Raw genomic sequence first — 26,983 nt, 5'->3', positions numbered from 1 at the left:
AATCTCCGGCGGTTTTCAGTCTATTGCGTAATAAGCGGTTACATAAGACGGCCGGGAGAAAATAGACGTCGTGTCGATGCCGGCAGATGTTCCGCGTTTTTTATGAGCTTCCTGATAAGAGTTTGACTGCTGCCAATCCTGAAAGGCTTTTTCCTCTTCCCACAGGGTCAAAATGACATACGTATCGCCTTCGAGCGGTCTTAATACGCGGATGGCTTGAAAACCGGGTTCATTTTCCACCTTTCCGGCGCGGTTTTTAAACCGGTTTTCAAACAGCGGACGGCCTTCCTGGGTAACGGCGATGTTGTTGAGGACGGCGTAGCCCGGCTTTTTGATTTCCCCGACGCTGTCGATGCTCTCATATGAATGGGGCGCCTGAAAAACGGTTTCTCCATTTGTTTCATGAATTAAGACCGCATTTTCCTCCCCTTGCATCAGCACCATATTCTCACTCGGGTGTTTCTTTGCAATCGTCTTTAAAAAATCGGCTGTCCCGTATGTAATATAAACCTTCATATCAGCCACCTCCTGCTTGCTAGTATATCAAAAGAGTGGTATAAGTTTCTATTGGCGACTCATTCTGACATAATTCGAAACAATATTTCCCATACTACAAGTTAAGAAAGGCGAGGTGACTTATGCTGAAAAAGAAAAAAAGATTCTTTATTCCGGCTGTAATTGCGGCGGCAACCGCTTTTCTCGCGTTAATCGGATACATTATCATTATATTTCTCGGCCATTATGTCATCGATGAAAAGAAATTAATACTGCACGCATCTTCAAAAATCGTCGATCAAAACGGTGATGAAATCGCGAGCCTCTATACGGAAAATCGCGAGCCGGTATCCATTCAGCAGGTTCCGGAAGATGTGAGAGATGCCTTTATCGCCGTTGAAGATAAACGGTTTTACGAACATCACGGCATTGATGTAAAGTCTGTCGGCCGGGCGGTGTTCCGGGATGTTTTAGCAGGCGGCAAGGTGGAGGGCGGAAGCACGATCACCCAGCAGCTGGCGAAAAACATTTTTCTGACTCATGATAAAACATTTTTGCGCAAGACGAAGGAAGTCATTATCGCCATCAATCTTGAGCGTGATTACAGCAAGGACAAGCTGCTTGAAATGTACCTGAACCAGCTTTATTTCGGCCATGGCGTTTACGGCATTCAAGCCGCGTCCCACTACTACTTTAATAAAGAAGTAAAAGATTTAACCGTTGCGGAAGGAGCCGTTCTGGCAGCGATTCCGAAGGCGCCATCTCTTTATTCGCCGATTCAGCATCCGGATAAAAATAAAGAACGCCGCGATACGATTCTTGCAATGATGAACGACCAAGGCTATATCAGCGCCAAGGAAGCCGTCAGAGCCCAGGGCCGGACATTGGGGCTTCATGTCAAGAAAACATCAGAAACGCCTTGGTTTGACAGTTATATTGATCTTGTCATCAAGGAGGCGGAAGACCGTTATTCGATGTCAGGTGAACAGCTGCTTCAAGGCGGCTATACGATCCGGACGTCACTTGATTCCAAGCTGCAGAAAACAGCATACACCCTCATGAAGGAAAGCGGCTATTTTCCGGGGACGGATCAAGCGGCAGAGGGAAGCGCCGTCTTTATTGATAATAAAACCGGAGGCGTGCGCGCGGCGGTCGGCGGACGCGACTACGTGACAAAAGGATACAACAGGGTTACGGCGAAGCGTCAGCCGGGCTCAACGTTTAAGCCGATTGCCGTATACGGGCCCGCCATGCAGGAAGACAAGTTCAAACCGTATTCGCTTCTCCAAGACAAACTCACGTCCTACGACGGGTATGAACCGAAAAATTATGACGGACAGTACAAGGGGGAAGTGACGATGCAGGATGCGATCACTTACAGCATAAATGCGCCCGCTGTCTGGACATTGAAGCAGATCGGCGTAGATACGGGAAAATCGTATCTTGAGAAAAACGGCATGAACGTTTCTGACAACGGACTCGCGATTGCGCTTGGCGGTCTGTCTGAAGGCGTTACTCCGCTTCAGCTTGCCGGAGCTTATCATACCTTTGCGGCAAACGGAATGTATACGAAGCCATTTTTTATAGAGAACATCACGGACGAAGACGGAGAAACGTTGTCCGGGCCTAAAAACGGCAAAACGCGCGTCTTCAGCGGACAGACGGCATGGAATATGACGAGAATGCTTCAGCAGGTCGTAAAAGAAGGAACCGCTTCACAAGGCAGCTATCAAGGTGACCTGGCGGGGAAAACCGGCACGACCACATTTCCCGGCGTCCCCGGCGCGACAAAGGACGCCTGGTTTGCGGGATACACTCCCGGACTGACGGGAGCCGTCTGGATGGGCTATGACAAAACGGATAAAACCCATTACCTGAAAGGCGGAAGCCAATACCCGGTCAGACTCTTTAAAGATATCGTCACAAAAGCGGGGGAAAACGGCCGGACATTCAAAAAGCCTGAAAATGTGAAGGAACTGGGCAGCCCGATTGAGCTGGAGGCGGTAAAGTCCCTGTCGGCCCGTTATACATTTAAGGCGATGGGACTGATTACGGTTCAATTAAAATGGGATATTCAAAAGGATGATCGGGTTGTTTACCGAATATATGAGAAGAAAGACGGAAAAGACAAGCTTCTGGATTCTGTGAAAGGAAAAGGCAGCTTTGACATACCGTACGCCAATCTGTTTTCAGGGGCTTCATACAAAGTCGTTCCATATAATTCACAGACGGATCAAGAAGGAGAGGGAACGGAATACGTTCAGCCGAAGCTTTTTTCTTCTTAATCATGAATTCGGCGATTTTTTGAACATTAAGCCTCAATTCTATACGCTTTTGAAAAAACAAGGTATAGTGTAATGGGCGAAGAACACGAACGTATGGTTGCAGGAGGAAAGGTGGAAATTCAGATGAGTAAACGAGAAGCGTTTAATGATACGTTTTTAAAAGCGGCACGGGGAGAAAAAACAAATCACGTCCCTGTCTGGTACATGAGACAGGCGGGGAGGTCTCAGCCGGAATACCGCAAGCTGAAGGAAAAGTACGGCTTAGTCGAAATTACGCATCAGCCCGAGCTGTGCGCGTATGTGACGAGGCTTCCGGTCGAGCAGTACGGAGTGGACGCTGCCATTTTATATAAAGACATTATGACGCCGCTTCCTTATATCGGAGTGGATGTTGAAATAAAAAACGGAATCGGCCCGGTGATCGATCAGCCGGTGCGCTCTGCTGCGGATATTGAAAAGCTCGGCGAACTGAATCCCGAACAGGATGTTCCTTACGTGCTGGAAACGATCCGATTACTCGTAAACGAACAGCTGAATGTTCCGCTCATCGGTTTTTCGGGAGCGCCTTTTACGCTGGCCAGTTATATGATTGAAGGCGGGCCTTCTAAAAATTACAACAAAACAAAAGCGTTTATGCACAGTATGCCGCAAGCGTGGCAAATGCTGATGGACAAGCTCGCGGACATGATTATCGTTTATGCGAAAGCACAGATTAACGCCGGCGCAAAAGCCATTCAGATCTTTGATTCATGGGTCGGCGCGCTGAACCGCGAAGATTACCGGCAGTTTATAAAACCGGTGATGGACAGAATTTTCCGGGAGCTTTCAGCAGAGCAAGTTCCGCTGATCATGTTCGGCGTAGGGGCAAGCCACCTGGCCGGGGATTGGCATGACCTTCCTCTTGATGTCGTCGGTCTTGATTGGAGACTCGGCATAGATGACGCCAGAAAACAAGGCATTACAAAAACGGTTCAGGGCAATCTTGATCCGTCGCTTCTTCTTGCGCCTTGGGAAGTCATCGAGAAAAAAGCGAAAGCGATACTTGATCAAGGCATGAAAACGGACGGGTTTATTTTCAATTTAGGGCATGGCGTATTCCCTGATGTCAAGCCGGCAACGCTGAAAAAGCTGACGGCGTTTGTACATGAATATTCCGCGGCCAAAAAAACGGAACAATCTTCCTGAGCAGATCGTTGGTTATAAGAAGATTTTCCTGTCAAAATCAAGGTAGACAGACCATCAAAAGAGGTGTTTAACAAAATGAGCAGCAAAAAGAAAATGGGACTTCTTGTCATGGCTTACGGAACGCCTTACAAAGAAGAGGACATAGAACGTTATTATACGCATATCAGACGCGGAAGAAAGCCGGAGCCTCATATGCTTCAAGATTTAAAAGACAGATATGAAGCGATCGGAGGCATTTCGCCGCTTGCAAAAATTACGCAGGAGCAGGCGGAGAAGCTCGCACAGCGTTTAAATGAAATCCAGGATGACGTAACATTCAAAGTGTACATCGGATTAAAACATATTGAACCGTTTATTGAAGACGCGGTGGCGGACATGCATAAAGACGGCATTACAGAAGCTGTCAGCCTTGTGCTCGCCCCTCATTTTTCAACATTCAGCGTTCAGTCATACAACAAACGCGCGAAAGAAGAAGCGGAGAAGCTCGGCGGCTTGACCATCAAGTCTGTTGAAAGCTGGTATGATGAACCGAAATTCGTTGATTATTGGGTCGGCCAGGTGAAGAAAACGTATGAATCAATGCCGAAAGAAGAACGGGATGACGCGATGCTGATCGTCTCAGCGCACAGCCTTCCTGAAAAAATAAAAGAATACGGCGATCCGTATCCTGACCAGCTGGAGGAATCCGCAAAACTGATTGCCGAAGGCGCCGGAATTACCGATTACGCAGTCGGCTGGCAAAGCGAAGGGAACACCCCTGATCCGTGGCTCGGGCCGGATGTGCAGGATCTCACGCGCGAGCTGTATCAAAAGCATCCTTATAAAGCATTTGTATACGTGCCCGCAGGCTTCGTTGCCGATCATTTAGAGGTGCTTTACGATAATGATTATGAATGCAAAGCTGTGACCGAAGAAGTCGGCGCAAGCTACTATCGTCCGGCTATGCCGAACGCACAGCCTGAATTTATCGACGCGCTTGCAGCGGTCGTGCTGAAAGAGCTGGACAAGTAGAATTAAACGGTAAAGAAGGCGATAAAAATGAGTGGCGATAAAAAACATCTGGTCATCATCGGCGGCGGCATAACGGGATTAGCCGCCGCCTTCTACATGGAAAAAGAAATCAAAGAAAAACAGCTGCCGCTTGAGGTCACCCTGATCGAAGCAGGCCCGAGAGCCGGCGGCAAAATTCAGACGGCGCATAAAGACGGCTACATCATTGAGCGGGGCCCGGATTCTTTTTTGGAAAGGAAAAAAAGCGCGCCGCAGCTCGTCAAGGATTTGGGGCTTGAGCATCTGCTCGTCAACAATGCGACCGGCCAGTCTTACGTGCTCGTCAACGAGACGCTTCATCCGATGCCGAAGGGCGCGGTGATGGGCATTCCGACCAAAATCGCTCCGTTCATCTCCACCGGTTTATTTTCTGTTCCCGGAAAAGCGCGGGCGGCGCTTGACTTTGTCCTGCCTGCGAGCAAACCGAAGGAAGATCAGTCTCTGGGTGAATTTTTCCGCAGACGCGTCGGTGACGAAGTCGTTGAGAATTTAATAGAACCGCTATTATCAGGGATTTATGCCGGAGATATTGATAAGCTGAGCCTCATGTCCACGTTTCCGCAATTTTATCAGACTGAGCAGAAGCACAGAAGCCTGATTCTCGGCATGAAAAAATCGCGTCCGCAGCCTTCGGGACAGCAGCTGACGGCCAAAAAGCAGGGCCAGTTTTTAACGCTGACGACAGGGCTTCAAACGTTGGTGGAGGAGCTGGAAAAGCAGCTTACGCTGACAAAAGTGATGAAAGGCACGAAAGTCACCCATATCGGCCGCGAGGAGAAGGGATACTCCGTGACGCTTGATAACGGCAAAGTGCTCTATGCGGAAGGATGCATAGTGACAGCCCCGCATAAAGCCGCGGCGAAAATGCTTTCTGATCTGCCGGCGGTTTCATGTCTCAAAGACATGCATTCTACGTCCGTTGCCAACGTCGCCTTAGGTTTTCCTGAGGGTGCCGTCAAGATGGAGCATGAAGGTACGGGATTCGTTATCTCAAGAAACAGCGACTTCTCCATCACGGCCTGCACATGGACGAATAAAAAATGGCCGCACGCGGCGCCGGAGGGCAAAACGCTTCTCAGAGCGTACGTCGGAAAGGCCGGAGATGAATCCATCGTAGATCTTTCAGATAACGAGATCATTAAAATCGTAATGGAAGATTTGAAAAAAGTAATGAAAATAAATGGCGAACCGGAAATGACCTGTGTGACCCGCTGGAACGAAAGCATGCCGCAATACCATGTCGGCCATAAGGAGCGCATCAAAGAGTTCAGAGATGCGCTGAAAGCTTCCTATCCGGGCGTATACGCGACGGGCGCGTCTTTCGAAGGGGTGGGCATCCCCGACTGTATCGACCAGGGAAAAGCCGCCGTATATGATTCACTGGCTTATATATTTGAAACGTACCAGCCTCCGTTATCGTAAAACGGAGGTTTTTTTGCATGTTCCCGTTCTGTAAAGGGAACACCAATAAAGAGAAAAAACATTTGAATCTTCTTTGCGACTGTGATAAGTTATCTTATGTACAAAATGACTAAAACGTTCAAACGGTCAATTTAACGAGGTGGGAAACATGTCCGTCGATCGGAAAAAGCTCATTCTGGAAGCGGCAACGAAGTCTTTTACACAATTCGGCTACAAAGCAACGACAATGGATCTGGTGGCAAAGCTTGCAAATGTGGGAAAGGGAACCATCTACACGTTTTTCAAAAACAAAGAAGAACTGTTTGATGATATTTTCACCACTATTTTAAGAGAAATGAAGGAACACGCAGACGAAGCGATGAAACCGGAGCTTTCATTTCACGAAAATGTCCACCGGGCGCTTGTCGCGATTTTGGAATTCAGAAAAACACACCAGCTGACTATTAAAATTTTTCAGGAGAACGCCGAGATTGGTACAATAGCCGTTCAGGATGTCATTGTGAAAATGGAGCGGGCCATTCTGTCATACATTAAAGAAAAGATAGAAACAGCCATTGAAAACGGAAGCATTAAACCGTGTGATCCGGAACTGACCGCTTTTGTGATGCTCAAGCTCTACATCGCACTGATATTTGACTGGGAAAAAAACCATCCGCCTCTTGAAAAAGAGACGATCGCTGAATTGCTGGAAATGTATGTTGGTCAAGGATTATCTAAATAATAGATGATCCTTCACTTTTTAGGTGCCGTGACCGTTTTGTCAAATGAGTCAGTTTGCGGAAGGAGGCAACAGGGTTGAATACAATAAAAAGCCAGTGGAAAGACATTGTAACGAACAAGAAACTGTTAATCCCCATCATTGCCATATTATTCGTTCCGCTGATTTACAGCGGAGTGTTTTTGAAGGCGTACTGGGACCCGTACGGCACGGTGGATCAGCTGCCGGTTGTCGTTGTCAACCAGGATAAAGGGGCGGACTACGAAGGGAAACATCTTCAGATCGGTGACGATCTTGTGAAAGAGTTAAAGAAAAATGATAATTTTGATTGGCATTTTTCAAGCGATCTTGATCAATCGTTAAAGGACTTATTAAATGCTAAATATTATTTATTGGTCGAGATTCCTGAAGATTTTTCTAAAAACGCCAGCACGGTAATGGATAAAAATCCGAAGAAGCTGGATCTGAAATATCATACGAATGCCGGATCAAACTATGTCGGCGCGACAATCGGGGAAAAGGCGATCGACAAACTGAAAGCCTCCGTGTCGAAAGAAGTGACGGAGCAATACGCAAAAGTCATTTTTGATAACTTTAAAGATATTGCCAAAGGGCTCGGCAAAGCCAGCAGCGGAGCCAAGAAAATAGACGACGGCACGAAAAACGCGAAAGACGGCAGCGCCAAGCTGAAGGAAAATTTAGCGAAGCTTACTGAAAGCACCGCTACCATCAGCGATAAAACGCAGCAGCTTGCAGACGGAGCGGCGAAAGTGACAAGCGGAATTCAAACGCTTGACAGCTCTATCGCAAAACTTCAGAGCGCAAGCGCCGAAATTCAAGATAAATCAGGACAGATTGCTTCAGGAGGAGGCCAAGTGGCCAGCGGGCTGAAAACGAGCCTTGACGCACAAAAGCAGCTCCAGCAAAAGCTTCCGGATTTAACGAATGGATTAAGCGCGTTAAACAGCAAGGCGCAGGAAGTGTCGCAAAAAGCGGCGGCATTTGAAGATGCGATCAATTCAGTCAACCTGTCAGACATTGAAAACGCGGTTGGGCAGCTCGAGCAGACTGAAAAGGACCTGCAGCAGTTTAAGAAGAAGCTTTCTGATCTGAAAAACAACCTGGATGCCCGGGATGACGCGGTCAAAAAGGTGATTAAGGACAGTGATTTCTTAACGGATGAGCAAAAAGCGAAACTTGTTCAGCTTCTGAATGAGAAGCTTCCGAAGGCCGACCTTCCGGATTTAGACAATATCGTCAGCCAGCTTCCGTCCGGCGGAGATATTCAGCTTCCGGATATGTCAGTCATAAAAAGCGCGCTCAAAGATGTAAAAGCGAAGGCTGATCAGCTGAAAGCACTGCCTCAGTCCACATCGAAACTGTATAACGGCGCAGCGGCGGTACAAGACGCGATTAACCAGCTGACGGCTGGAACTGATAAATTATACAGCGGAGCGCAAACCGTTTTTGAAAGCCAAAACAAATTGACAGCCGGTATCGGCGAATACAACAGCAAGTTCGGACAGCTCAAATCAGGATCAGAAGCGTTAGTGTCAGGGAGCGGCCAGGTATCAGGCGGCTTAACGAAACTGCTGGACGCGCAAAACAAAATCCATGACGGCTCGTCCAAAATTGAGCAGGGTCAAGCGTCTCTCGGCACCGGTTTAAGCAAACTTTTAGACGGCACCGGACAATTGTCCAGCCAGCTGAAAGATGCGGCCGATCAAACCGGGGACATTAAGACAGATGACAAAACGTACAGCATGTTTGCCGATCCGGTAAAAACGGACGATAACGCGATTCATTCCGTGCCTAACTACGGTACCGGACTGACGCCTTATATTCTCTCTATGGGCTTGTATGTCGGCGGATTGATGCTGACGGTCGTATTCCCTCTGAGTGAAGCTTCAGGGCGTCCGAGAAACGGTTTTGAATGGTTCCTCAGCAAATTCAGCGTCATTCTGCTCGTCGGACTGATTCAATCCGTAATTGTCGCCACGGTTCTGTTAAAAGGAATCGGGCTTGATGTGGAGAGCACTTGGAGATTCTATCTCTTTACGATGATTACCAGCATCGCGTTCCTGTCCATGATTCAATTATTGGCGACAACGATGGGGAATCCGGGACGCTTTATCGCTGTCATCATTCTGGTGCTCCAGCTCGGGGCAAGCGGAGGAACCTTCCCGCTTGAACTCCTGCCGGGATTCTATCAAGTGATTCACGGGGCACTGCCGATGACTTACAGCATCAACGGGTTCCGCGCCGTCATTTCAAATGGCGATTACGGCTATATGTGGCAGCAGGCATCCATTCTGTTGGGCATCGCCGTTGTCATGATCGCGCTGACCATCGTGTATTTTACGGTGCAAAGCAAAAAAGAACACAAAACGGAAGAAGAAATAACAGCATAAGAAAAAGAGGCTCCTGAGCAGATGCTCAGGGCCTCTTTTTTTAGATTTCGATCGTCGTACCATTAAAATCCCCATCTTACCAACAGTCCGGTATACGTCAATCCGCCGCCGAATCCGAATAATACCAGCGTCTGGCCTTCCGACAGTTTTTTCGCTTTCACAGCTTCATCCAATGCGAGAATAATAGAAACCGATGAAGTGTTGCCGTAATATTCAACGCTTGTCAATGTCCGTTCAAGCGGGAAGGGCAGTTTTTCACAGATGGATTCGATCATCCGCATGTTGGCGCTGTGAGGAACGAACCAATCCAGATCGTCTTTTGAAAAGCCGGCTTTTTCTAAAAGGGCATTGCATTCCTCAGGCACGGTTCTGGCCGCCCATTTATATACTTCGCGCCCGTTTTGCACCATATTTCCTCCGCCTTTAAGCGGCTCGCCGTTTAATTCTGCGCTCAGTCCCGTGCGATACAGCACGTCCGCGCTGCCTCCCGCTGTTCCTTGCACGGCTGCCAAAAAGCCCGGCGCTGATTCGTCGCGTTCCACCAATAGGGCGCCAGCAGCGTCTCCGAAAAGAACGCAGGTCGTCCGGTCAGTATAATCCGTTACCTTTGATAATGTTTCGCCGGCAATGACAATCACTTTTTGATGGGAACCGGCAGTAATTAATGCGTCTGCGAGCTGAAGGCCGTAAGTGAGTCCGGCGCATGTGGCGTTAATATCAAGCGCCCCTGTGTGCGGCCAGCCGAAGTAAGCCTGCACGCGTGCCGCGGTGCTTGGAAACGCATAGTCCGCCGTCGTTGTGGCGACAAGGATCATATCGACATCATCAAGAGTTCCGCTGTATCGTTCTGCAAGGTTTTTCACCGCTTCCACACACAAATCCGATGTGAATTCATGTTCGCCGGCAATGCGTCTTTCCTTCATACCGGTGCGCTGGACGATCCATTCATCAGATGTATCGACGATGCGCTCCAAATCCGCGTTTGTTAATCGGCGTGCCGGAGCATATGTACCGATTGCTGTAATTTTAGATTTTGACATGAAAAAATCACTCCTTTATATCAGATTATAACACCTGATATTATTACTTGGTACTAATTTTAATAAAAAAACCCAAGCAGCATCCGCTGTTTGGGGAGCATGAGAATCTATTTGTAAAACGGGCTTGTGTGAACGATTACCAATGACGGCAGCAGCGGCGGCATGAATGATGATGCTTCTTTTTTTCTTTCTTCTTTTTGTCTTTCTTCTTTTTGCAAGGGTCTTCTTTTTTCTTTTTACAGTGATCTTTTTCTTTTTTACAGCCCCAGAAGGCTGCACCAGACCAATCATCCTCAAACCAATCCTCAAACCAATCATTATGAAATCTTTTCCGCTTGTGCGGTTTACGGCTGATCATACATTTCCCTCCTATGCTCATGCTCCCTTTATTCTATGAAAAAAGAGAAGGAAAAGATTGGACGGGTTGTGGATCAAAAGAGTATATTTTAAGAAGAATAAAATTGATAGGAGGAATGACCTGTGGAAAATATGAAACATACGATGGAACTGATTAAAGAATTGGTGTCGATTCCGAGTCCGACGGGCAATACATACGAGGTTATCGCCTATACAGAAAGTCTTTTAAAAGAATGGGGCGTCTCCTCTTACAGAAACCGCAAAGGCGGTCTTTTTGTCACAATTCCCGGCCGTGATGACAAGAAACACAGATTGCTGACGGCGCATGTCGATACGCTCGGCGCGATGGTAAAGGAGATAAAGGCGGACGGCCGGCTGAAGATTGACTTGATCGGCGGCTTCCGATATCACTCGATTGAAGGGGAATATTGCGAGATCCAAACTTCTTCCGGCAAAACCTATACAGGCACCATCTTAATGCATCAGACTTCAGTGCACGTCTACAAGGACGCCGGCAAGGCAGAGCGGAATCAGGAGAATATGGAAGTCCGCCTTGATGAGCCTGTCCGGACGAAGGAAGAGACGTCCGATCTCGGCATCAGGGTCGGCGATTTCATCTCATTTGACCCGCGCGTGCAGATTACGCCGAGCGGCTTTATTAAGTCCCGGCATCTTGATGACAAAGCGAGCGTGGCTCTGCTCTTGAATTTAATCCGCCGCATCACGGAAGAGAAAATCGAACTTCCGTATACGACGCATTTTCTGATTTCTAATAATGAAGAAATCGGCTACGGCGGCAATTCCAACATTCCTCCTGAGACCGTCGAATACTTGGCTGTTGATATGGGAGCGATCGGCGACGGCCAGTCTACGGATGAATATACCGTCTCCATTTGCGTGAAGGATGCGAGCGGCCCGTACCATTATCAGCTCAGAAAACATCTGGCCGGGCTTGCGGAGCGCTATGGCATTGATTATCAGCTTGATATTTATCCGTATTACGGTTCTGATGCCTCAGCAGCCATCCGTTCGGGCCATGACATCGTCCACGGGCTGATCGGCCCGGGAATTGACGCTTCACACGCTTTTGAACGCACGCATGAATTATCGCTTCTTAATACGGCGAAGCTTTTGCACCGGTATGTTCTATCGCCGATGGCATAAAAAACCCTGCGCGGAAATCATTCCGTGCAGGGTTTTCATTTTAACCTGAGATGGTTGTGTTTTGTTCTGTTTTGGCGAGGCTCATGACCTTCGCGCCTTTAACGGGATCATACTGGCCTTCCCATTTTGACATCACAACGGATGCCAGCGCGTTTCCGGTCAGATTGACGACCGTACGGGCCATGTCCATAATCCGGTCAACACCGGCGATGAATGCAAGGCCTTCTGCAGGAACGCCGATTGTGCCGAGTGTAGCAAGCAGGACGACGAAAGAAGTCCCGGGCACGGCAGCCATTCCTTTGGAAGTGACCATCAAGACAAGCACAAGGGTAATCTGCTGCCAAATGGTCAAGTCAATGTGGTATACCTGAGCGAGGAATAAAGCGGCGATTGATTGGTACAGCACAGATCCGTCTAAGTTAAAGGTATATCCGATCGGCACAACAAAGGAAACAATACCTTTCGGACAGCCGATTTTCTCCATCTTCTCCATGATGCGGGGGAGTACGGTTTCGGAGCTTGACGTACTGAACGCCAATAAAATTTCATCCTTCATATAGGCGAGGAATTTGAAAATGTTTAAACCGGCAAGCTTTCCGACGATTCCGAATACAACAATGAGAAAGAAAGCCAAAGCTACATATACTAAACCGACCAGTTTACCGAGTGAAAGCAGGGAACTGAGCCCAAATTTGGAAACGGTAACACCAATCAATGCAAAAACACCAAACGGCGCAACTTTCATGACGAGGTTCACAACATGGAACATCGCATGAGAAACACCTTCAAAGAAGGCCAAGACAGGCTTTCCTTTTTCACCGATTGCCGAGATGCCGAGTGCAAACAGCACGGTAAAGCAGATGATGGCAAGCAGATCTCCTTCGGCCAATGATTGGAAGAAGTTTGTCGGTACGATATGCAGGAATGTGTCCGCAACGGATTTGCCGCTTTGTTCTTTTTCTGTTTCAACATATTGACTGATATCTGTCTTTTGAGCTTCATGTATATTAACGCCTGCTCCCGGCTGAAAAAGATTCGCCAAAGCCAGTCCGAGAATAATGGCAAAAGTGGTAATGATCTCAAAATACAAAATCGTTCTGAAGCCTAATTTTCCGACTTGTTTTCCGCTTCCCGCACCGGCAACGCCGATGATTAAGCTGGAGACGACAATTGGAATCACTATCATTTTGATTAAGCGTAAAAACAAATCGCCGATAGGCTGTAAATATGTTGGAATGGCAGGATTGCCGTACCAGATGACACCGACTACAACCCCTAGTATGAGTCCGACGAAAATTTGCGTCGCTAGTCCAAAGCGTAATTTTTTCATAGATTACCTCCCGAAGAAAAAAGTGCAATAAGTATCTAAAAAGATAGCTATTAGAACAAATTATAATAGAAAAGAAAACAATCCGTCTATAGAAAAATATAGATTGAAAATACTGAATCTTTTAAAACGTACAGATAATTGCTAATAATGGTGAATAACGCCCTATTCAGAAAGTATGATGAGGGCCGAAAAAAACGGGCGCCGCACAACTTAGAATTGTGCGGCGCCCTATTGTCACATATCCTTAATTTTCAAGCAGTCATTGCACAAATTAATGTGACACTCATACTGCTCAACAATCTCATTTCCGCATTCTTCGCATTTCTTACCGGGTAAATTTCTGAAAAAATCCGACATCTTTTCCAACATACCCATCCCTCTTTCATTGTTTTGTCTCTATATTGTATTATAACAGTTTTGGAAAATCAACGGCTGTTTTGGCACAATGTTTAAAACATGCAATTTGTACGAAAAATAGGTATATTGGAGGAAAGGATCTTTTTATCATAAACATTCGGAGGACCATATGAAAATTACAGTCATTGGATGCTGCGGCGGGTTTCCGGCCGCAAACGAAGCAACTTCAGGCTATCTGTTTCAGTCCGGCGGCTATTCTCTGCTCGTCGATTGCGGAAGCGCCGTATTATCAAAGCTGTTTGCCTATGTTCCGGCAGAAGAGCTTGATGCCGTCATTTTGTCCCATTATCACCATGATCACATCGCTGATATCGGGCCGCTTCAATTTGCCAAACAGGTCGGCTCCTTTCTCGGAAAAGGGACGCATGCACTGCCGATTTACGGGCATGATGCTGATATAGAACAGTTTGAGCGTCTTACATATAAAACGCATACAAAAGGAGTGGCCTATCAGCCGGACCGCCCGCTTTCTGCCGGGCCGTTCACCATTACCTTTCTGAAAACGGTGCATCCGGTCACTTGTTATGCGATGCGGATTACTGACGGTTCAGCTTCTGTTGTGTATACGGCTGATTCAAGCTACCAGGACGCGTTTATCCCGTTTGCGGAAAATGCCGATCTGCTGATCTGCGAGTGCAATTTTTACGCAGACCAGGACGGCACGTCAGCCGGCCATATGAACAGTTTGGAAGCCGGACGTATCGCGAAGGAGGCCGGAGCGGGGGAGCTGATTCTCACGCATCTGCCTCATTTCGGCGAGCACCGGAAGCTGAAAGAAGAAGCGGAATCCGTGTTCGGGGGCGAAGTGACAATCGCCGCTTCCGGATTGAAGTGGGAGAAATAAAGGAGGAGCACCATGTTATTTATCGACAACCAAAACATAACCGATCCGAGGATCAACCTCGCGATCGAGGAATATTGCGTGAAGCATCTCGACCCTGAACAGACATACCTGCTGTTTTATGTCAATCAGCCGTCGATTATCATCGGGAAGAACCAAAACACAATAGAAGAAATCAATACGAAATACGTAGAAGATAACGGAATCATCGTCGTCCGCAGGCTGTCAGGAGGCGGTGCGGTTTACCATGACCTCGGGAATCTGAATTTCAGTTTTATCACCAAGGATGACGGCGACAGCTTTCACAATTTCAAAAAATTCACCGAACCCGTTATTCAGGCGCTGCGTCAGCTCGGTGTGGAAGCTGAATTAAGCGGCCGAAACGACATCGTCGCGGACGGCAGAAAAATTTCCGGCAACGCTCAATTTTCGACGAAAGGCCGTATTTTCAGCCACGGAACATTAATGCTGGATTCCGCCATTGATCATGTTGTGTCAGCCTTGAAAGTGAAAAAAGACAAAATCGAATCAAAAGGCATTAAGTCAATCAGAAGCCGTGTCGCCAACATCAGCGAGTTTCTTGATGACAAAATGACGGCGGACGAATTCAAAAAGCATCTGCTTCACCATATTTTTAATACAAATGATCTTTCCGAAGTGCCGGAATATAAACTGACCGATGAAGACTGGAAAGCGATCCGGAAGATTTCCGAAGAGCGCTATCAAAACTGGGACTGGAATTTCGGCAGGTCGCCCGCATTTAACCTTCAGCATTCGAAACGTTATCCGGTCGGATCGATTGATCTGCGTCTTGAAGTGAAAAAAGGAATCATTCAGGACTGCAAAATTTTCGGTGATTTCTTCGGTGCGAAAGATGTGAGTGAAGTCGAACAGGCGCTGACCGGAAAACAGTATGACAGAACCGCTATCAAGGAGGCGCTGGCCGGAATCGATCTGAAACAGTATTTCGGCAAAATAGAGATGGAAGATTTCCTCGAGCTGATTTATTAGAACATCTGCCGAACGCATGATTTGAATCAGCGCCCGTTTTTGTGAAATGATAGAACCATAATGAATGGGGAGGGATCATGATGAAAGTATTTCTCATCGGAGCAAACGGACAGATCGGACAGCGGCTGACCGGACTGTTTCAAAAAGACGGCACGCATACGCTGCGGGCGATGGTCCGGAAACAAGAGCAGAAAGAAGCACTTCAAGCCGCGGGAACAGAAGCCGTTCTTGCAGATTTGGAAGGAAGCACGGAAGACATCGCGAAAGCCGCTGAAGGCTGTGACGCGATTGTGTTTACCGCCGGATCAGGGGGAAGCACCGGATACGATAAGACGCTTTTGATTGATCTTGACGGAGCCGCGAAAGCGATAGAAGCGGCAAAGAAAGCCGGCATCAAGCGGTTCATTATGGTAAGCGCCCTGCAGGCTCATAACCGCGGCAATTGGAATGAAGCGCTGAAGCCGTATTACGTCGCAAAGCATTATGCGGACAAAATTCTTGAAGCGAGCGGTCTGACGTATACGATTATCCGGCCGGGCGGGTTATTAAATGATCCCGGCACGGGAAATATCAAAGCCGCGGCCGATTTAGAAAGAGGCTCCATTTCAAGAGACGATGTCGCCAAGACCGTTATCGCATCCCTTGATGAACCGAATACGTATGAAAAAGCGTTCGATCTGACAGCGGGCGGCACGCCGGTCAGTGAAGCGCTGAAACAATTATAGTTTCCGGTTTTACGGCACTCGGGGCTTTTTGCCCTTGAGTGTTTTTCTATATTTTTCTATAATAAAAGTGAACGTTTATTCCGGATAAATGAATGACTATTCATTCATTACTTTTTTAAAGGGGTGGGAAAATGAATCTGGTTTCCAAATTGGAAGAAACGGCATCGCAGAAACCGGAAAAACCAGCTTGTCTGTTTCAAGATCAGTACATGACGTATGAGGAGCTGGCAGGTAAAATCAAAGCATTTGCAAACGGCTTGGAGGACAGGGGACTGAAAAAAGGGGATCATCTCGCACTGCTGCTCGGAAATACGCCTGATTTTGTTATTGCGTTTTTCGGCGCGTTAAAAGCGGGAATTGTCGTCATACCTGTTAATCCGGCATATACACCTTCAGAAATCGCATACATGCTGAAAAACGGCGATGTCAAAGCGATCGCAGGAATCGACCTTTTAATTCCCGTATTTGAAAGCCTGCACGGCTCGCTGCCGCTGCTGGAGCATATCATTATCAGCCAGACAGCAGAGAACGCTCCATCGACAGAAGACCCTCAATTGCGCTTAAAAATGACAACGTTTGCAAAAATGTTCTGCCCGGCGGAGCGCAGCAGAACTTATCCGACATTGTCCAAAGATGATACTGCCGTCATTTTATACACCTCAGGGACGACTGGAAAACCGAAAGGCGCCATGCTCACCCATCAGAATCTTTTCTCCAATGCAAATGATGTCGCCGGATACTTAGGAATGAATGAGAAAGACAAAATTGTGGCGGCATTGCCGATGTTTCACGTTTTTTGTTTAACCGTTTGTATGAATGCGCCTCTGATGAGCGGAGCGTGTGTCTTAATCGAGCCGCAATTCAGCCCGGCTTCTGTGTTTAAACTGATTAAAAGCCGTCAGGCAACCATTTTTGCCGGCGTACCGACGATGTATAACTATCTGTATCAATACGAGCACGGCAAGGCGGAGGATTTTGCGTCCGTCAGACTGTGCATTTCAGGCGGGGCCTCCATGCCGGTCGCTCTGTTGCAGACGTTTGAACAAACCTTTGACGTCACCATTCTGGAGGGGTACGGACTTTCTGAAGCGTCTCCGGTTACTTGTTTTAATCCGTTTGACCGGGGGAGAAAGCCCGGCTCGATCGGGACGAATATTTTACATGTCGAAAATAAAGTCGTCGATACACTCGGACGCGAATTGCCCGACCATCAAGTGGGAGAATTGATCGTGAAAGGGCCGAATGTAATGAAAGGCTATTACAAGATGCCCGAGGAGACGGAGCACGCGTTGAAAGACGGCTGGCTGTACACGGGTGATTTGGCGAAGCGCGATGAAGACGGTTATTTTTATATCGTCGACAGAAAAAAAGATATGATTCTCGTCGGCGGATACAACGTCTATCCGCGCGAAGTAGAAGAAGTGCTCTACAGCCATGAGGGCATTAAAGAAGCCGTGGTCATCGGCGTTCCTGACGCCAAAACGGGGGAAGCGGTGCATGCTTATATAGTGCCTGGGGACGGTGAGCTGACAGAGCAGGCGGTTTTTGATTACTGTGAAACACATTTGGCAAAATATAAACGGCCGGCGGAAGTGGTTTTTCTTGATGAGATTCCGAAGAACGCGACCGGGAAGCTGCTGAGACGGGCGGTCCGGGACATGCTTCCGAAATGACGGACGAAAAGCGAAGCCGGGGGGCTTCGCTTTTACATGCTGATCCGGTCAGCTCTGTGATTCTTCCTTAATGATGCTTTGCACAAGCTTCGTATCATGCCGGGTCAGTTTGTAATACGTGTTTTTATACTTGTACATCATATAATTGCCGCCTTCGAGCCACATGCTGAATGAATCAAAACGGTCTTCATGGTATTTGACCGTTCCGTCGTAATCGGGAGACACGCTTTTGGTCAGTTTGACTTGTTTTCCTTGGTTCAAGATATCGAGCATATCTTTTACATTCTGCCTGTCTTTAATTTTGATTTCTTTTTTTCCGTGCTCTGACAGAATAATCAGATCTGCGTTGCTTGATGGAAACACATCGCCGGTCCGGCTGTATACATAGAAGAAAGCAATAACCAAAAGGGCGATTACTACAATAAACGCGATTATTTTTTTCATATTCATCACTCCGTCTTTTAGTCTTTCCCGCTTCCTGTTGTTCCATTCTTTTCTGTTGTGAAAAGATTAACATCCGTTTCGGAGGCTTGGTTCTATTTATTTGCATTTATGCTTACAATAGGAGTAAGTCATAAGGCTAAGGAGGGAGACTTCCATGCGCAAATGGATAGCGGCAGCGGGACTTGCCTATGTGCTGTACGGCCTTTTTTTCTATTGGTATTTCTTTATGACAGGAGACTCCGCCGTCCCGGAGGCCGTAAAGGGAACGAAAGCCGATCCGTCCTCGTTTATGGACCCGGGCCGCCTGGCAGCCGCTGAAAACTTTTCAAATGTAAAAGATTTTTTATTTTTCATCGGAGCGCCGTTAGATTGGTTTTTATTTTTTCTGCTACTCATTACGGGGCTTGCCAAAAAAATAAAGCATTGGCTCGAAACAGCGGTGCGCTTTCGGGTGCTGCAAATTGTAAGCTTCGTATTTGTGATTTCACTCATCGTTACGGCGGCTTCGCTTCCGCTTGAGTGGATCGGATATCGGGTTTCGCTTGCGTATCATATTTCGACGCAGACAACAGCAAGCTGGATAAGAGACCATGTCATTGATTTCTGGATCAGTTTTCCGCTGTTTGCCGTGTGTGTGCTTGTGTTTTACTGGCTGATCACAAAGCATACAAAAAAATGGTGGTTTTACGCTTGGTGTCTTACTGTGCCGTTTACCCTGTTTTTGTTTTTCCTGCAGCCGGTCGTGATTGATCCTTTATACAATGATTTTTATCCGCTGAAAGACAAGGAGCTGGAAAGCAAAATTTTGTCGCTTGCCGACAAGGCCGACATTCCGGCCAGCCATGTTTATGAAGTCAATATGTCGGAGAAAACGAATGCGCTGAATGCGTATGTGACGGGAATCGGTTCGAATAAGCGAATCGTTTTGTGGGATACGACGCTTAACAAACTGAAGGATCGGGAAATTTTGTTCATTATGGGGCATGAGATGGGGCACTATGTGATGAAGCACGTGTACATCGGACTGGCCGGGTATCTGCTGCTGTCATTAGCCGGGTTCTATATTATTGACAAGCTTTATAAGCGGCTGTCCAAATTCTTCGGCCGAATGCTTCATATAAAGGGGCCTGAAGATCTGGCCGCCCTCCCGCTGTTATTGCTGCTCATATCCGTTCTCAGTTTTGCTTCTGATCCGATTACGAATGCCGTCTCCAGGTATCAGGAAAACGCCGCCGACCGCTACGGCATCGAGCTGACCGGAAACCGGGAAGCGGCGATTGAGACGTTTCAGGACTTGGCCGATACGGGACTGAGCCGGGTCAACCCGCCGTTTCTCGTCAAAATTTTCAGAGGGAGCCACCCATCGATCATGGAGCGGATTGAACATGCGGAGGAAGAAAAATAATAAAAAAACCGGCGGGGCCATGCCCGACGCCGGTTTTTTTATGTTTTACTGAGCTGCCGCCTGTACGTTGATCAGCCCTTTTCCGTAGTAGAAAGCATCACCAAGTTTTGTAGTGGTGTTTTCTAAACTGCTGCGGACTTGAGTGTTTGTCCAGTTCGGGTGCTTAGAAAGAATCAAAGCAGCCGCTCCGGCAACGTGCGGAGATGCCATTGACGTACCATTGTACGCGCCGTATTTGTTTCCAGGAAGCGTGCTTTGGATAGAGACGCCTGGTGCCATGACATCAAGCTCAGAACCTACGCTTGAGAAAGATGCTCTTTGGTTGCTGCTGTTAACAGCGCCTACCGCGATGACAGAAGGATATTTACCAGGGTAGCCCACTGTGCTTGAGCCGCCGGAAGTGCCTTCGTTACCGGCTGCCGCAACCACTACGACGCCGGAAGCAACGGCTTTGTCAACTGCCGCTTTTAACGCTGCAGAACCAGAAGGTCCGCCGAGGCTCATGTTAATAACGTCCATATTGTTTGCGATCGCCCACTCAATTCCGTTAATGATCCAGCTGTACTGGCCGGAACCGTCAGCGCCGAGAACTTTTACAGCGTAAAGAGATGCGCTTGGCGCAACGCCTAATACACCGATTGAGTTATTAAGAGCCGCAACTGTACCGGCAACGTGAGTTCCGTGGGAGTTGTTGTCTTGGAAAGGATTTGTTTCAGAAGGTACCATGCTGGCTCCGCCTGCTACCTTTAAATCAGAATGAGAAGAATCGATACCGCTGTCGATAACCGCTACTTTAACATTTGATCCGGTGAAGCCTTGAGAGTGCAGAGCAGGGGCTTTAATTTGTGATACGCCGTAAGGCACGGACTGCGCGTACGCTTTTGCAACGTGATCTTCTTCAACGTAAGCGACGCTAGGGTCTTTTTTCAGCTCTTTTACAGCTTTTTCATTTAATGTAGCGGAAGCTGCGTCTACATATTTGAATTGCTTTTGCACTTTCCCGCCTTTTTCAGAAATGACATCTTTTTTCTTAGCGGCGCTCATCGTGCTCATTGTCTGTTTAAATCCGACAATGTATTTCTTTTCCCCGTTTGATTTCCCTGCCGCCTGGGCAGGAGACGTGCTGCCGAACGCCATCGTAAAGATTAACGCTAAAGCAAACAGCAAACTGATCCATACCTTTTTGCCTCTCACTCTTTATCCACTCCTTTTTTCATTTGCAGAACAACCAATAGACAGATTATTCTGTGGATTAATTGTATAGCATGGAATAATATTTTAGTAGACCCAATTTTTTTCAGTTTGTTTTATTTCTATTTAGGTATATCATCTCTCTTTCGTTTAATAGGAACCCGAAATATTTAAATTTTAATGGAAAAAACCGATGGAAGGACATGAGTATTTGTACACAGCCGCAATCGCTCTCTTGTTTGCTGGGTCGAACGGTTTGATTCCATTTTTGGAAGCTGAGGCAAAAACAGGATAAATGTCACCTTTTGTTGAATGCAGAAGTCTGATGGAAACGAAAGCGGAATGAAATAAAGCGGCCGGCATGAATCAGTCTTCGGCTTTCTTGACGGAGAAAAGCTGTGAAACCATTTTATAAAAATAATGATAATGAATATCATTGATACTTATATTGTCAATGATATAATTGCGGAAAAACGAAAGAGGAGGAACAGATGAAACCAATTTTCAGTATGCTGATGATCTTATCCGTTCTCTTCATAACGGCATGCTCAGAACAGGAACATGAAACCGCCGTCAGGCACGATCTGGGGACCGCGCATGTGACTGCGCACCCGCAGCGCATCGCCGTATTGAATGAGGGCTTTATTGACACCCTCCATGATCTCGGCATAAAGCCGGCGGCCGCGGCGGATAACCGGACGGAGCGAAACGACGGCAGTCCGTCCGTCGGGCCCCCGTCACATCCCGATTTGAAAAAGATCACTTCGTTAAAACCCGATCTCATCATTGCAGACTCAAGCCTTCACAGGGGGATATACCGAAAACTGACAAAGATCGCTCCGACAATCGCTTTGAAAAATGAAGCTGCGGATTATCAGGATGCGGTTGACGCTGCCCTTACTATTGAAAAGGCGGTCGGTAAAGAGGGCATCATAGAGAAACAATTGTCGGCTCAGGAAGAAAAGCTGAATGACATCAAAAGAAAGCTGGATGCAGAAGGCGGCACGATTTTATTAATTGACGCTGCAAATGACAGCATTTCCGTAAAGGATGATCGGTTTTTCACATCCCGGCTTTTGACGCTCGCAGGGTTTACATATGCGGTCCAGACGGATTTCGGCGGGAAATCAGACTCTATCAAAATGACGCCCGGGCAGCTTTTGCATATCGATCCTGATTACATCGTGCTGCTGGATGGTGAGAAAGAACCCGAAAAAAATCACCTCTGGAAACAGCTGACGGCCGTAAAAAACGGACACGTTTACCGCGCGGACAGGGCGGTATGGACGGAGCGCCGGAGCATTGACGGGGCGGACGCCATATTACATGATCTTCAGAAAAAAATGCTCGCCAAAAAGGCCCAAAACTGAATTCGGGCCTTTTTGTTATGATTCTGATAGGTGGCTGCTTACATTGTAATCTTTGACGCGCCACTTATTTTCAATTCGTTCGATATTGCTCAGGCACGCATTGACAAGCTTAGCGTTTTGTATGTCGGTATCACCGTCAGAAATGGCGGACAAGAGGGCGTGAATGGCTGCGCCGTGAGCGACGATCAGTACTTTTTGCTCAGGAAACCGCTCCTGAACTTTCACTAAACCGGCAAGCATTCTGTCTGTCAGCTCTTCTGCGGTCTCCATGTTCGGGTAGTTTTTATCCGGGTAGCGCTTCGACCGTTCCGGTAAAGACATTCCTTCCGCATCACCGTAGCTCCGTTCTCTAAAATCTTCCATGACGACAATGGGAAGATTCAAAAACCCGTTAATAATGTCAGCTGTTTTTCTGGCCCGTTTCATCGGGCTTGAGACGATGACATCCCATTCGGACCCCTTTAAGTACTCTCCAGTTTCTTTCGCCTGACGCTCTCCCGTCGCATTTAACGGAATATCCGATTTGCCTTGAAGCTTCTTTTGGGCATTCCAATCAGTCTCTCCATGTCTTACTAAACAAACGGCAGTCATAAAGTCTCCACTCCGATCAATTTTTTATCGATATCATCTATTATACTGCCGTTACGTTAACACTTCAAAGAGAAGCGCCAGTCCGACTCCCCCTCCGCTGCCGATTGCTGCTGCTGCGTAGCGGGCATCCGGGCGTCTTTTTGCTTCATAAAAAAGCCGGGTGACAAGCGCTGCCCCGGAAGCCCCGTACGGATGCCCGACCGCCAGAGCGCCGCCCCGGACATTTATTTTAGAATACGGCACTTGAAGCTGCTGTGAAAAAACGCATATTTTGACGGCAAACGCCTCGTTGATTTCGTATATATCAATATCATCCGGTGACAGGTCCCGTTCCTTCAAAAGCTTTTTGACGGCATATACCGGAGCTGCTGACGGATAATGCGGATGGACGCCGCTTACCGCGCTTCCGATAAAACGCAATCCCGGCTTTAAACCGAGAGACTGCGCTTTTTGTTCTTCCATCACACAAACTGCCGCCGCCCCGTCAGAAATTCCGCAGCTGTTGGCGGCGGTGACAGAGCCTCCGGACTGAAAGACGGGTTTGGCACGGGAGATGAGAGGCTCCATGTTCCGCTTTTTCAGCATGTTTTCGTCAGCGGCGAATCCGTGACAGGGAAGAATTTCCCGGCGGTACAAGCCGTCTTCGTGCGCTTTGACGCTCCGTTCATAGCTGAGAAGGGCATATTCATCCTGCATCTTTCTCGTTACGCCGTAAGCCTGTGCCGTATACTCGGCTGCTATGCCCATATCAGGATCGCCGATGTGTTCAGGAGAAAAGCGCGCCCGGGATGAGAAAGGGGAACGGCTGCTGCTCTCCGCTCCTCCCGCGATGTACGTGCTTCCCGCGCCGGCTTTGACAAAGTGGCACGCGACCCTCACGGCGTCCAGTCCGGAGCCGCACTGCCTGTCGATGGTCGTACCGGACACGCTCAAAGGAAGTCCGGCGGCCAAGGCTGACAGCCGGGCGAGATTCCCGCCGCGGCCCGTCGCGTTTCCGATCAGGACTTCATCAATGTCTTCGGGCATGTTCCGGCTCAAATGGCGGATCAGCGGAGCTGCCAAATCTTCTGGGAGACAGTCTTTTAACAGGCCGTTTTCCCGGGCGAAAATCGTCCGTTTCGCATCCGTAATTACAGCTTCCATTCCATCATGTCCTTTGCCAGCTTTTGTACGGCGGCACGGGCGATCTTTCCGCCGGCTGTTTCCGGTATTTCTGAAAACAGCCATTTTTTCGGGATTTTATATGCCGCCAGCTGCTCGCGGCACTGTTTCTTCAGTTCCTTTACATTTGCATGTCCGTCGATCACCGCAACGGCGATACTGCCCCAATAATCATCAGGAATGCCGATGACGGCCGCTTTTCTGACGCCCGGACAGCGGTTGAGCACACGTTCTATCTCTTCCGGGAATACATTCAGGCCGCCTGATACGATCATCCCGTTTTCACGTCCTTCGATATAAAGATAGCCTTCACGATCGATATATCCCATGTCATCAACCGTTATCCAGCCGGAATCATCAGGTTTTGCGCCGTTGATGTATCCGGAAAATTTCATCGGGCTGTTCACAAAAATCTTCCCCGTTTCGCCCGGCATGCAGCGTTCTCCTCCGGGGCGGCGGATTTCGATTGTAACATTTTCAAACGGACGGCCCGCGGCGTCAGGCTTTTGGGCGCTGTCTTCAGGCGATAAGAACGCCACGAAACTCAGCTCAGACGTTCCGTAAAAATCGTACAACCGCAAATGGGGATAGCGCTCTGACAGCGCTTGTTTTGACGAAGCGGGCCAGTCTGCACCGGAAGAAATCACCTTGAGCGGTGTATCCGGAAACGCCTCTAGTGAGAGCAGGGCGTCCGTCATTGTCGGAACGGTATATAGAACGTCAGCTTGTCTGAGCCGGTCTTTCATTCCGGCCGGATTGAATTTTCTTTGAAGGATGACGGTTCCGCCGATAAACAAAGTGCTGACGGCGCCGTATAAAAAGTGTGACGAGCGAAGCGTGCCCGGTACCAGCACTTTGTCATCAGGGGAAATGCCGAATTCACGTTTCGTACAAGAAAAGCTCTCCAGCCACGAACGGTGAGAGCGGGTGAAGGCTTTCGGCTTACCGGTCGATCCCGAGGTGAATCCGGTATAAAAGGGCAGGCCGGCGTTTTTGATCAAAGCGCCTTCCGTTTTTTCCGCCTCGATCAAAGGCCTGCATTCATCCCACAGGATGACAGGCGTTTTGACGCCGTCCAGTCTGCCGCTCAGCCGGCGGTCACAGATGACGAGGTCGGTTTTGCTGATGTTCAGCTGATCCGCGAGTTCCGCCGCTGCCGAGCGGGGATCTAACGGAACCGCCGTGCAGCCGGCATGCGCCGCCCCTGCGAAAAGTTGTAAAAAAGGGATGCCGTTCGGCAGTAATATTGCAATGTTTTCCGGCTTACCTGAAAGGCTGCCAAGCCAGTTTGCGGTTTGGTTTACTAGCCTGTTCCAAGTTTGATAGGTGATCTGTTCTGTTTCTGTCTGAATTGCGATCTGTTCCGGCGCTTGTCCGGCTGTATCTGAATATGATGATGTAATCATGATGACTAAAATCAGCTTCCTTTCGTCGGCAAAAGCCGGCTTGCTTGAAGAGTTTTTCTGATTCTTACGGCTGCGAATGAGGCTGCGGCCGCTTTAAGCAGATCTCCGGGCACATAGATGAGGCTGAGCTTTACGGCAGTCAAGATATCAATGTGCATCATAAAAGCCTGAACGGGAATGCCGATGACATACAAAAACAGCACGCCGAACAAGAACTGTCTGATAAACAAATGGGGGACAGCAGCTGAGCGAAGGCCTTGGATGCTGAGGCTCAGCAGTAATGCCGCCAGCGGATATGCGATGAGATATCCGGCGCTCGGCCCGAAAAAAACCCCGAACCCGCCTCTGCCGCCTGAAAGGAGAGGCGCTCCGCATGCCACAATCAGCAAGAACAGCAATTGGCTTAAAAACGCCGCTTTCGGTTTTAGGATGCTTCCCGATAAGAGCACACCGATCGTCTGGAGCGTAATCGGAACCGGCGTAAAGGATAAGAAAAGCGGCGGGAGCACCCCCAAAAGTCCCATAATGGCGGTAAACACGGCAATATGCATCATTTCTGTCAATTTCATTATGTATTCCTCCAGCTTATCAAAATATGTTTATACAATAAAGCGAGTCTTTATATATGTCAACTCTATTATATTTTAAGTTAACATTAAAAAGACCGGCCCTTTATGAAAAAGGCCGGTCGGTTTATCTTTATTCTTCTGTAAGGATAACAAGTGAATCAACGGATGATGCAACGTGGGAAACGGCGCGGCTGACTTCTTGAAGACCGCCGAGAAAGGCCTGCAAATCAACGTCGATTTTGCCTGTCTGGTCTTTGCTCGTTTTCATGCTTTGGACGATGTCATCAAACAGACGGTTGATCTGCGCCATTTTTTCTTTCGTTTCACTTACAAGTCCGTTTACATCTTTAATATGTTTGGACACGATGTTGATTTGTGTATTGGTATTGTTCACGAGCTCTGATACGGTGGAAACGGTTTTTTTCGTATCCTCTGAAAGCTTTCTTACCTCCGTCGCCACAACGGCGAACCCTTTGCCGTGCTCCCCGGCTCTCGCGGATTCTATTGAAGCGTTGAGTGACAGGAGATTCGTTTGCTCGGCGATCCCCGTCACGATGCCGAAGATTTTTTCGATCTGCTGGGCGATGTCATTCAGCTTGTCCATTTCTTCTTCAATCTGCAGAAGACTGGCGTCGATTTTATTCATCTGCTGCTGCTGGCTTTCAAGCTCTTTTTTCCCGCCGATTGATTTTTCTTCGACATGTACGGAAGTGACGGTGCCG

Annotated in this window: 25 protein-coding genes; 13 read left to right on the top strand and 12 right to left on the bottom strand. The window is 48.1% G+C overall.

Annotation, left to right across the window (positions count from 1 at the left end; translation table 11 throughout):
- Positions 1-15 precede the first annotated feature (15 nt).
- A complete protein-coding gene (gene hmoB, locus OTK50_RS04255; RefSeq protein WP_038457497.1) occupies positions 16-516 on the bottom strand; it encodes a heme-degrading oxygenase HmoB in 501 nt (166 codons plus the stop codon).
- Positions 517-638: 122 nt separating this feature from the next.
- Between hmoB and OTK50_RS04250 the strand changes: the two genes are divergently transcribed.
- From OTK50_RS04250 to OTK50_RS04225, 6 genes are all read left to right on the top strand, one after another.
- The gene (locus tag OTK50_RS04250) at positions 639-2,780 is read left to right on the top strand and encodes a transglycosylase domain-containing protein (protein WP_045207068.1); all 2,142 of its coding nucleotides are present in this window, start codon (positions 639-641) and stop codon (positions 2,778-2,780) included.
- Positions 2,781-2,903: 123 nt separating this feature from the next.
- Complete coding sequence (hemE, locus tag OTK50_RS04245; protein WP_045207591.1) at positions 2,904-3,965, top strand: uroporphyrinogen decarboxylase; 1,062 nt, start codon at positions 2,904-2,906, stop codon at positions 3,963-3,965.
- A gap of 75 nt (positions 3,966-4,040) precedes the next feature.
- Positions 4,041-4,976, top strand: coding sequence for a ferrochelatase (gene hemH / locus OTK50_RS04240; RefSeq protein WP_003155221.1), 936 nt, complete (start codon positions 4,041-4,043; stop codon positions 4,974-4,976).
- 27 nt (positions 4,977-5,003) lie between these two features.
- Complete coding sequence (gene hemY, locus OTK50_RS04235; protein ID WP_007610422.1) at positions 5,004-6,437, top strand: protoporphyrinogen oxidase; 1,434 nt, start codon at positions 5,004-5,006, stop codon at positions 6,435-6,437.
- A gap of 148 nt (positions 6,438-6,585) precedes the next feature.
- Positions 6,586-7,158 (top strand): TetR/AcrR family transcriptional regulator, encoded by a 573-nt coding sequence (locus OTK50_RS04230; protein ID WP_007610428.1) that lies wholly within the window; start codon positions 6,586-6,588, stop codon positions 7,156-7,158.
- A 74-nt stretch (positions 7,159-7,232) separates the two neighbouring features.
- A complete protein-coding gene (locus OTK50_RS04225) occupies positions 7,233-9,566 on the top strand; it encodes a YhgE/Pip domain-containing protein (protein ID WP_021494936.1) in 2,334 nt (777 codons plus the stop codon).
- A 62-nt stretch (positions 9,567-9,628) separates the two neighbouring features.
- On the opposite strand, the gene fabHB is transcribed toward OTK50_RS04225, so the two are convergent.
- Both fabHB and OTK50_RS19850 read right to left on the bottom strand, forming a co-directional pair.
- Complete coding sequence (gene fabHB / locus OTK50_RS04220) at positions 9,629-10,606, bottom strand: beta-ketoacyl-ACP synthase III FabHB (protein WP_003155217.1); 978 nt, start codon at positions 10,604-10,606, stop codon at positions 9,629-9,631.
- Positions 10,607-10,742: 136 nt separating this feature from the next.
- On the bottom strand, positions 10,743-10,964 hold the full coding sequence (locus OTK50_RS19850) for a hypothetical protein (protein WP_044802760.1): 222 nt from the start codon (positions 10,962-10,964) through the stop codon (positions 10,743-10,745).
- 131 nt (positions 10,965-11,095) lie between these two features.
- Here OTK50_RS19850 and OTK50_RS04210 point away from each other — a divergent pair, with 131 nt between their 5' ends.
- Entirely contained in the window at positions 11,096-12,127 is a 1,032-nt protein-coding gene (locus OTK50_RS04210; RefSeq protein WP_007409206.1) for a M42 family metallopeptidase, read from the top strand.
- A gap of 40 nt (positions 12,128-12,167) precedes the next feature.
- Here OTK50_RS04210 and OTK50_RS04205 read toward each other — a convergent pair whose 3' ends face one another.
- Together OTK50_RS04205 and yhfH are read right to left on the bottom strand one after the other, a co-directional pair.
- Positions 12,168-13,457 carry a cation:dicarboxylate symporter family transporter gene (locus OTK50_RS04205; RefSeq protein WP_007610442.1) on the bottom strand — a complete coding sequence of 430 codons (1,290 nt, stop codon included), beginning with the start codon at positions 13,455-13,457 and terminating at the stop codon, positions 12,168-12,170.
- A 234-nt stretch (positions 13,458-13,691) separates the two neighbouring features.
- Entirely contained in the window at positions 13,692-13,814 is a 123-nt protein-coding gene (yhfH, locus tag OTK50_RS04200) for a protein YhfH (protein WP_370465857.1), read from the bottom strand.
- Between the two features lie 169 nt (positions 13,815-13,983).
- Here yhfH and OTK50_RS04195 point away from each other — a divergent pair, with 169 nt between their 5' ends.
- From OTK50_RS04195 to OTK50_RS04180, 4 genes are all read left to right on the top strand, one after another.
- Positions 13,984-14,718: an MBL fold metallo-hydrolase gene (locus OTK50_RS04195; RefSeq protein ID WP_007610443.1), complete on the top strand. Its 735-nt coding sequence runs from the start codon at positions 13,984-13,986 to the stop codon at positions 14,716-14,718.
- A gap of 12 nt (positions 14,719-14,730) precedes the next feature.
- Entirely contained in the window at positions 14,731-15,726 is a 996-nt protein-coding gene (gene lplJ, locus OTK50_RS04190) for a lipoate--protein ligase LplJ (protein WP_221664048.1), read from the top strand.
- 80 nt (positions 15,727-15,806) lie between these two features.
- Complete coding sequence (locus OTK50_RS04185) at positions 15,807-16,451, top strand: SDR family oxidoreductase (protein ID WP_038457512.1); 645 nt, start codon at positions 15,807-15,809, stop codon at positions 16,449-16,451.
- Positions 16,452-16,582: 131 nt separating this feature from the next.
- Positions 16,583-18,124, top strand: a complete 1,542-nt coding sequence (locus OTK50_RS04180) for a fatty acid--CoA ligase family protein (RefSeq protein WP_224224155.1) — start codon at positions 16,583-16,585, stop codon at positions 18,122-18,124.
- Positions 18,125-18,172: 48 nt separating this feature from the next.
- On the opposite strand, the gene OTK50_RS04175 is transcribed toward OTK50_RS04180, so the two are convergent.
- On the bottom strand, positions 18,173-18,568 hold the full coding sequence (locus OTK50_RS04175; RefSeq protein ID WP_007409201.1) for a hypothetical protein: 396 nt from the start codon (positions 18,566-18,568) through the stop codon (positions 18,173-18,175).
- 154 nt (positions 18,569-18,722) lie between these two features.
- On the opposite strand from OTK50_RS04175, the gene OTK50_RS04170 reads away from it, so the two are divergent.
- Positions 18,723-19,973 (top strand): M48 family metallopeptidase, encoded by a 1,251-nt coding sequence (locus tag OTK50_RS04170; RefSeq protein ID WP_007610452.1) that lies wholly within the window; start codon positions 18,723-18,725, stop codon positions 19,971-19,973.
- A 45-nt stretch (positions 19,974-20,018) separates the two neighbouring features.
- Here OTK50_RS04170 and OTK50_RS04165 read toward each other — a convergent pair whose 3' ends face one another.
- Entirely contained in the window at positions 20,019-21,167 is a 1,149-nt protein-coding gene (locus OTK50_RS04165; RefSeq protein ID WP_224224156.1) for a S8 family peptidase, read from the bottom strand.
- A gap of 488 nt (positions 21,168-21,655) precedes the next feature.
- On the opposite strand from OTK50_RS04165, the gene OTK50_RS04160 reads away from it, so the two are divergent.
- The gene (locus tag OTK50_RS04160) at positions 21,656-22,534 is read left to right on the top strand and encodes an ABC transporter substrate-binding protein (RefSeq protein ID WP_224224157.1); all 879 of its coding nucleotides are present in this window, start codon (positions 21,656-21,658) and stop codon (positions 22,532-22,534) included.
- A 15-nt stretch (positions 22,535-22,549) separates the two neighbouring features.
- Here OTK50_RS04160 and OTK50_RS04155 read toward each other — a convergent pair whose 3' ends face one another.
- From OTK50_RS04155 to OTK50_RS19920, 5 genes are all read right to left on the bottom strand, one after another.
- Entirely contained in the window at positions 22,550-23,125 is a 576-nt protein-coding gene (locus tag OTK50_RS04155; protein WP_007610462.1) for a histidine phosphatase family protein, read from the bottom strand.
- A 51-nt stretch (positions 23,126-23,176) separates the two neighbouring features.
- Entirely contained in the window at positions 23,177-24,268 is a 1,092-nt protein-coding gene (locus tag OTK50_RS04150; RefSeq protein ID WP_088462322.1) for an acetyl-CoA C-acyltransferase, read from the bottom strand.
- Positions 24,256-25,692: an acyl-CoA synthetase gene (locus OTK50_RS04145; protein ID WP_224224158.1), complete on the bottom strand. Its 1,437-nt coding sequence runs from the start codon at positions 25,690-25,692 to the stop codon at positions 24,256-24,258. The genes OTK50_RS04150 and OTK50_RS04145 overlap by 13 nt, the downstream gene beginning before the upstream one ends.
- A gap of 11 nt (positions 25,693-25,703) precedes the next feature.
- Entirely contained in the window at positions 25,704-26,261 is a 558-nt protein-coding gene (locus OTK50_RS04140; RefSeq protein WP_020955598.1) for a biotin transporter BioY, read from the bottom strand.
- A gap of 130 nt (positions 26,262-26,391) precedes the next feature.
- Positions 26,392-26,907, bottom strand: coding sequence for a methyl-accepting chemotaxis protein (locus OTK50_RS19920; RefSeq protein WP_370529535.1), 516 nt, complete (start codon positions 26,905-26,907; stop codon positions 26,392-26,394).
- Positions 26,908-26,983 lie beyond the last annotated feature (76 nt).

Origin of the sequence: Bacillus sp. NEAU-CP5, from assembly GCF_026420705.1 — a bacterium.
Classification (GTDB): domain Bacteria; phylum Bacillota; class Bacilli; order Bacillales; family Bacillaceae; genus Bacillus; species Bacillus velezensis.
The sequence above is the reverse complement of the archived record's forward strand: the minus strand, read 5'-3'. Positions and strand labels throughout refer to the sequence as shown.

Excerpts from the sequence above, each read along its gene's own strand:
- hmoB (WP_038457497.1), bottom strand. The coding sequence starts at position 516 with ATGAAGGTTTATATTACATACGGGACAGCCGATTTTTTAAAGACGATT.
- OTK50_RS04250 (WP_045207068.1), top strand. The coding sequence starts at position 639 with ATGCTGAAAAAGAAAAAAAGATTCTTTATTCCGGCTGTAATTGCGGCG.
- hemE (WP_045207591.1), top strand. The coding sequence starts at position 2,904 with ATGAGTAAACGAGAAGCGTTTAATGATACGTTTTTAAAAGCGGCACGG.
- hemH (WP_003155221.1), top strand. The coding sequence starts at position 4,041 with ATGAGCAGCAAAAAGAAAATGGGACTTCTTGTCATGGCTTACGGAACG.
- hemY (WP_007610422.1), top strand. The coding sequence starts at position 5,004 with ATGAGTGGCGATAAAAAACATCTGGTCATCATCGGCGGCGGCATAACG.
- OTK50_RS04230 (WP_007610428.1), top strand. The coding sequence starts at position 6,586 with ATGTCCGTCGATCGGAAAAAGCTCATTCTGGAAGCGGCAACGAAGTCT.
- fabHB (WP_003155217.1), bottom strand. The coding sequence starts at position 10,606 with ATGTCAAAATCTAAAATTACAGCAATCGGTACATATGCTCCGGCACGC.
- OTK50_RS19850 (WP_044802760.1), bottom strand. The coding sequence starts at position 10,964 with ATGATCAGCCGTAAACCGCACAAGCGGAAAAGATTTCATAATGATTGG.
- OTK50_RS04210 (WP_007409206.1), top strand. The coding sequence starts at position 11,096 with ATGAAACATACGATGGAACTGATTAAAGAATTGGTGTCGATTCCGAGT.
- OTK50_RS04205 (WP_007610442.1), bottom strand. The coding sequence starts at position 13,457 with ATGAAAAAATTACGCTTTGGACTAGCGACGCAAATTTTCGTCGGACTC.
- yhfH (WP_370465857.1), bottom strand. The coding sequence starts at position 13,814 with ATGTCGGATTTTTTCAGAAATTTACCCGGTAAGAAATGCGAAGAATGC.
- OTK50_RS04195 (WP_007610443.1), top strand. The coding sequence starts at position 13,984 with ATGAAAATTACAGTCATTGGATGCTGCGGCGGGTTTCCGGCCGCAAAC.
- lplJ (WP_221664048.1), top strand. The coding sequence starts at position 14,731 with ATGTTATTTATCGACAACCAAAACATAACCGATCCGAGGATCAACCTC.
- OTK50_RS04185 (WP_038457512.1), top strand. The coding sequence starts at position 15,807 with ATGAAAGTATTTCTCATCGGAGCAAACGGACAGATCGGACAGCGGCTG.
- OTK50_RS04180 (WP_224224155.1), top strand. The coding sequence starts at position 16,583 with ATGAATCTGGTTTCCAAATTGGAAGAAACGGCATCGCAGAAACCGGAA.
- OTK50_RS04175 (WP_007409201.1), bottom strand. The coding sequence starts at position 18,568 with ATGAAAAAAATAATCGCGTTTATTGTAGTAATCGCCCTTTTGGTTATT.
- OTK50_RS04170 (WP_007610452.1), top strand. The coding sequence starts at position 18,723 with ATGCGCAAATGGATAGCGGCAGCGGGACTTGCCTATGTGCTGTACGGC.
- OTK50_RS04160 (WP_224224157.1), top strand. The coding sequence starts at position 21,656 with ATGAAACCAATTTTCAGTATGCTGATGATCTTATCCGTTCTCTTCATA.
- OTK50_RS04155 (WP_007610462.1), bottom strand. The coding sequence starts at position 23,125 with ATGACTGCCGTTTGTTTAGTAAGACATGGAGAGACTGATTGGAATGCC.
- OTK50_RS04150 (WP_088462322.1), bottom strand. The coding sequence starts at position 24,268 with ATGGAAGCTGTAATTACGGATGCGAAACGGACGATTTTCGCCCGGGAA.
- OTK50_RS04145 (WP_224224158.1), bottom strand. The coding sequence starts at position 25,692 with ATGATTACATCATCATATTCAGATACAGCCGGACAAGCGCCGGAACAG.
- OTK50_RS04140 (WP_020955598.1), bottom strand. The coding sequence starts at position 26,261 with ATGAAATTGACAGAAATGATGCATATTGCCGTGTTTACCGCCATTATG.
- OTK50_RS19920 (WP_370529535.1), bottom strand. The coding sequence starts at position 26,907 with ATGAATAAAATCGACGCCAGTCTTCTGCAGATTGAAGAAGAAATGGAC.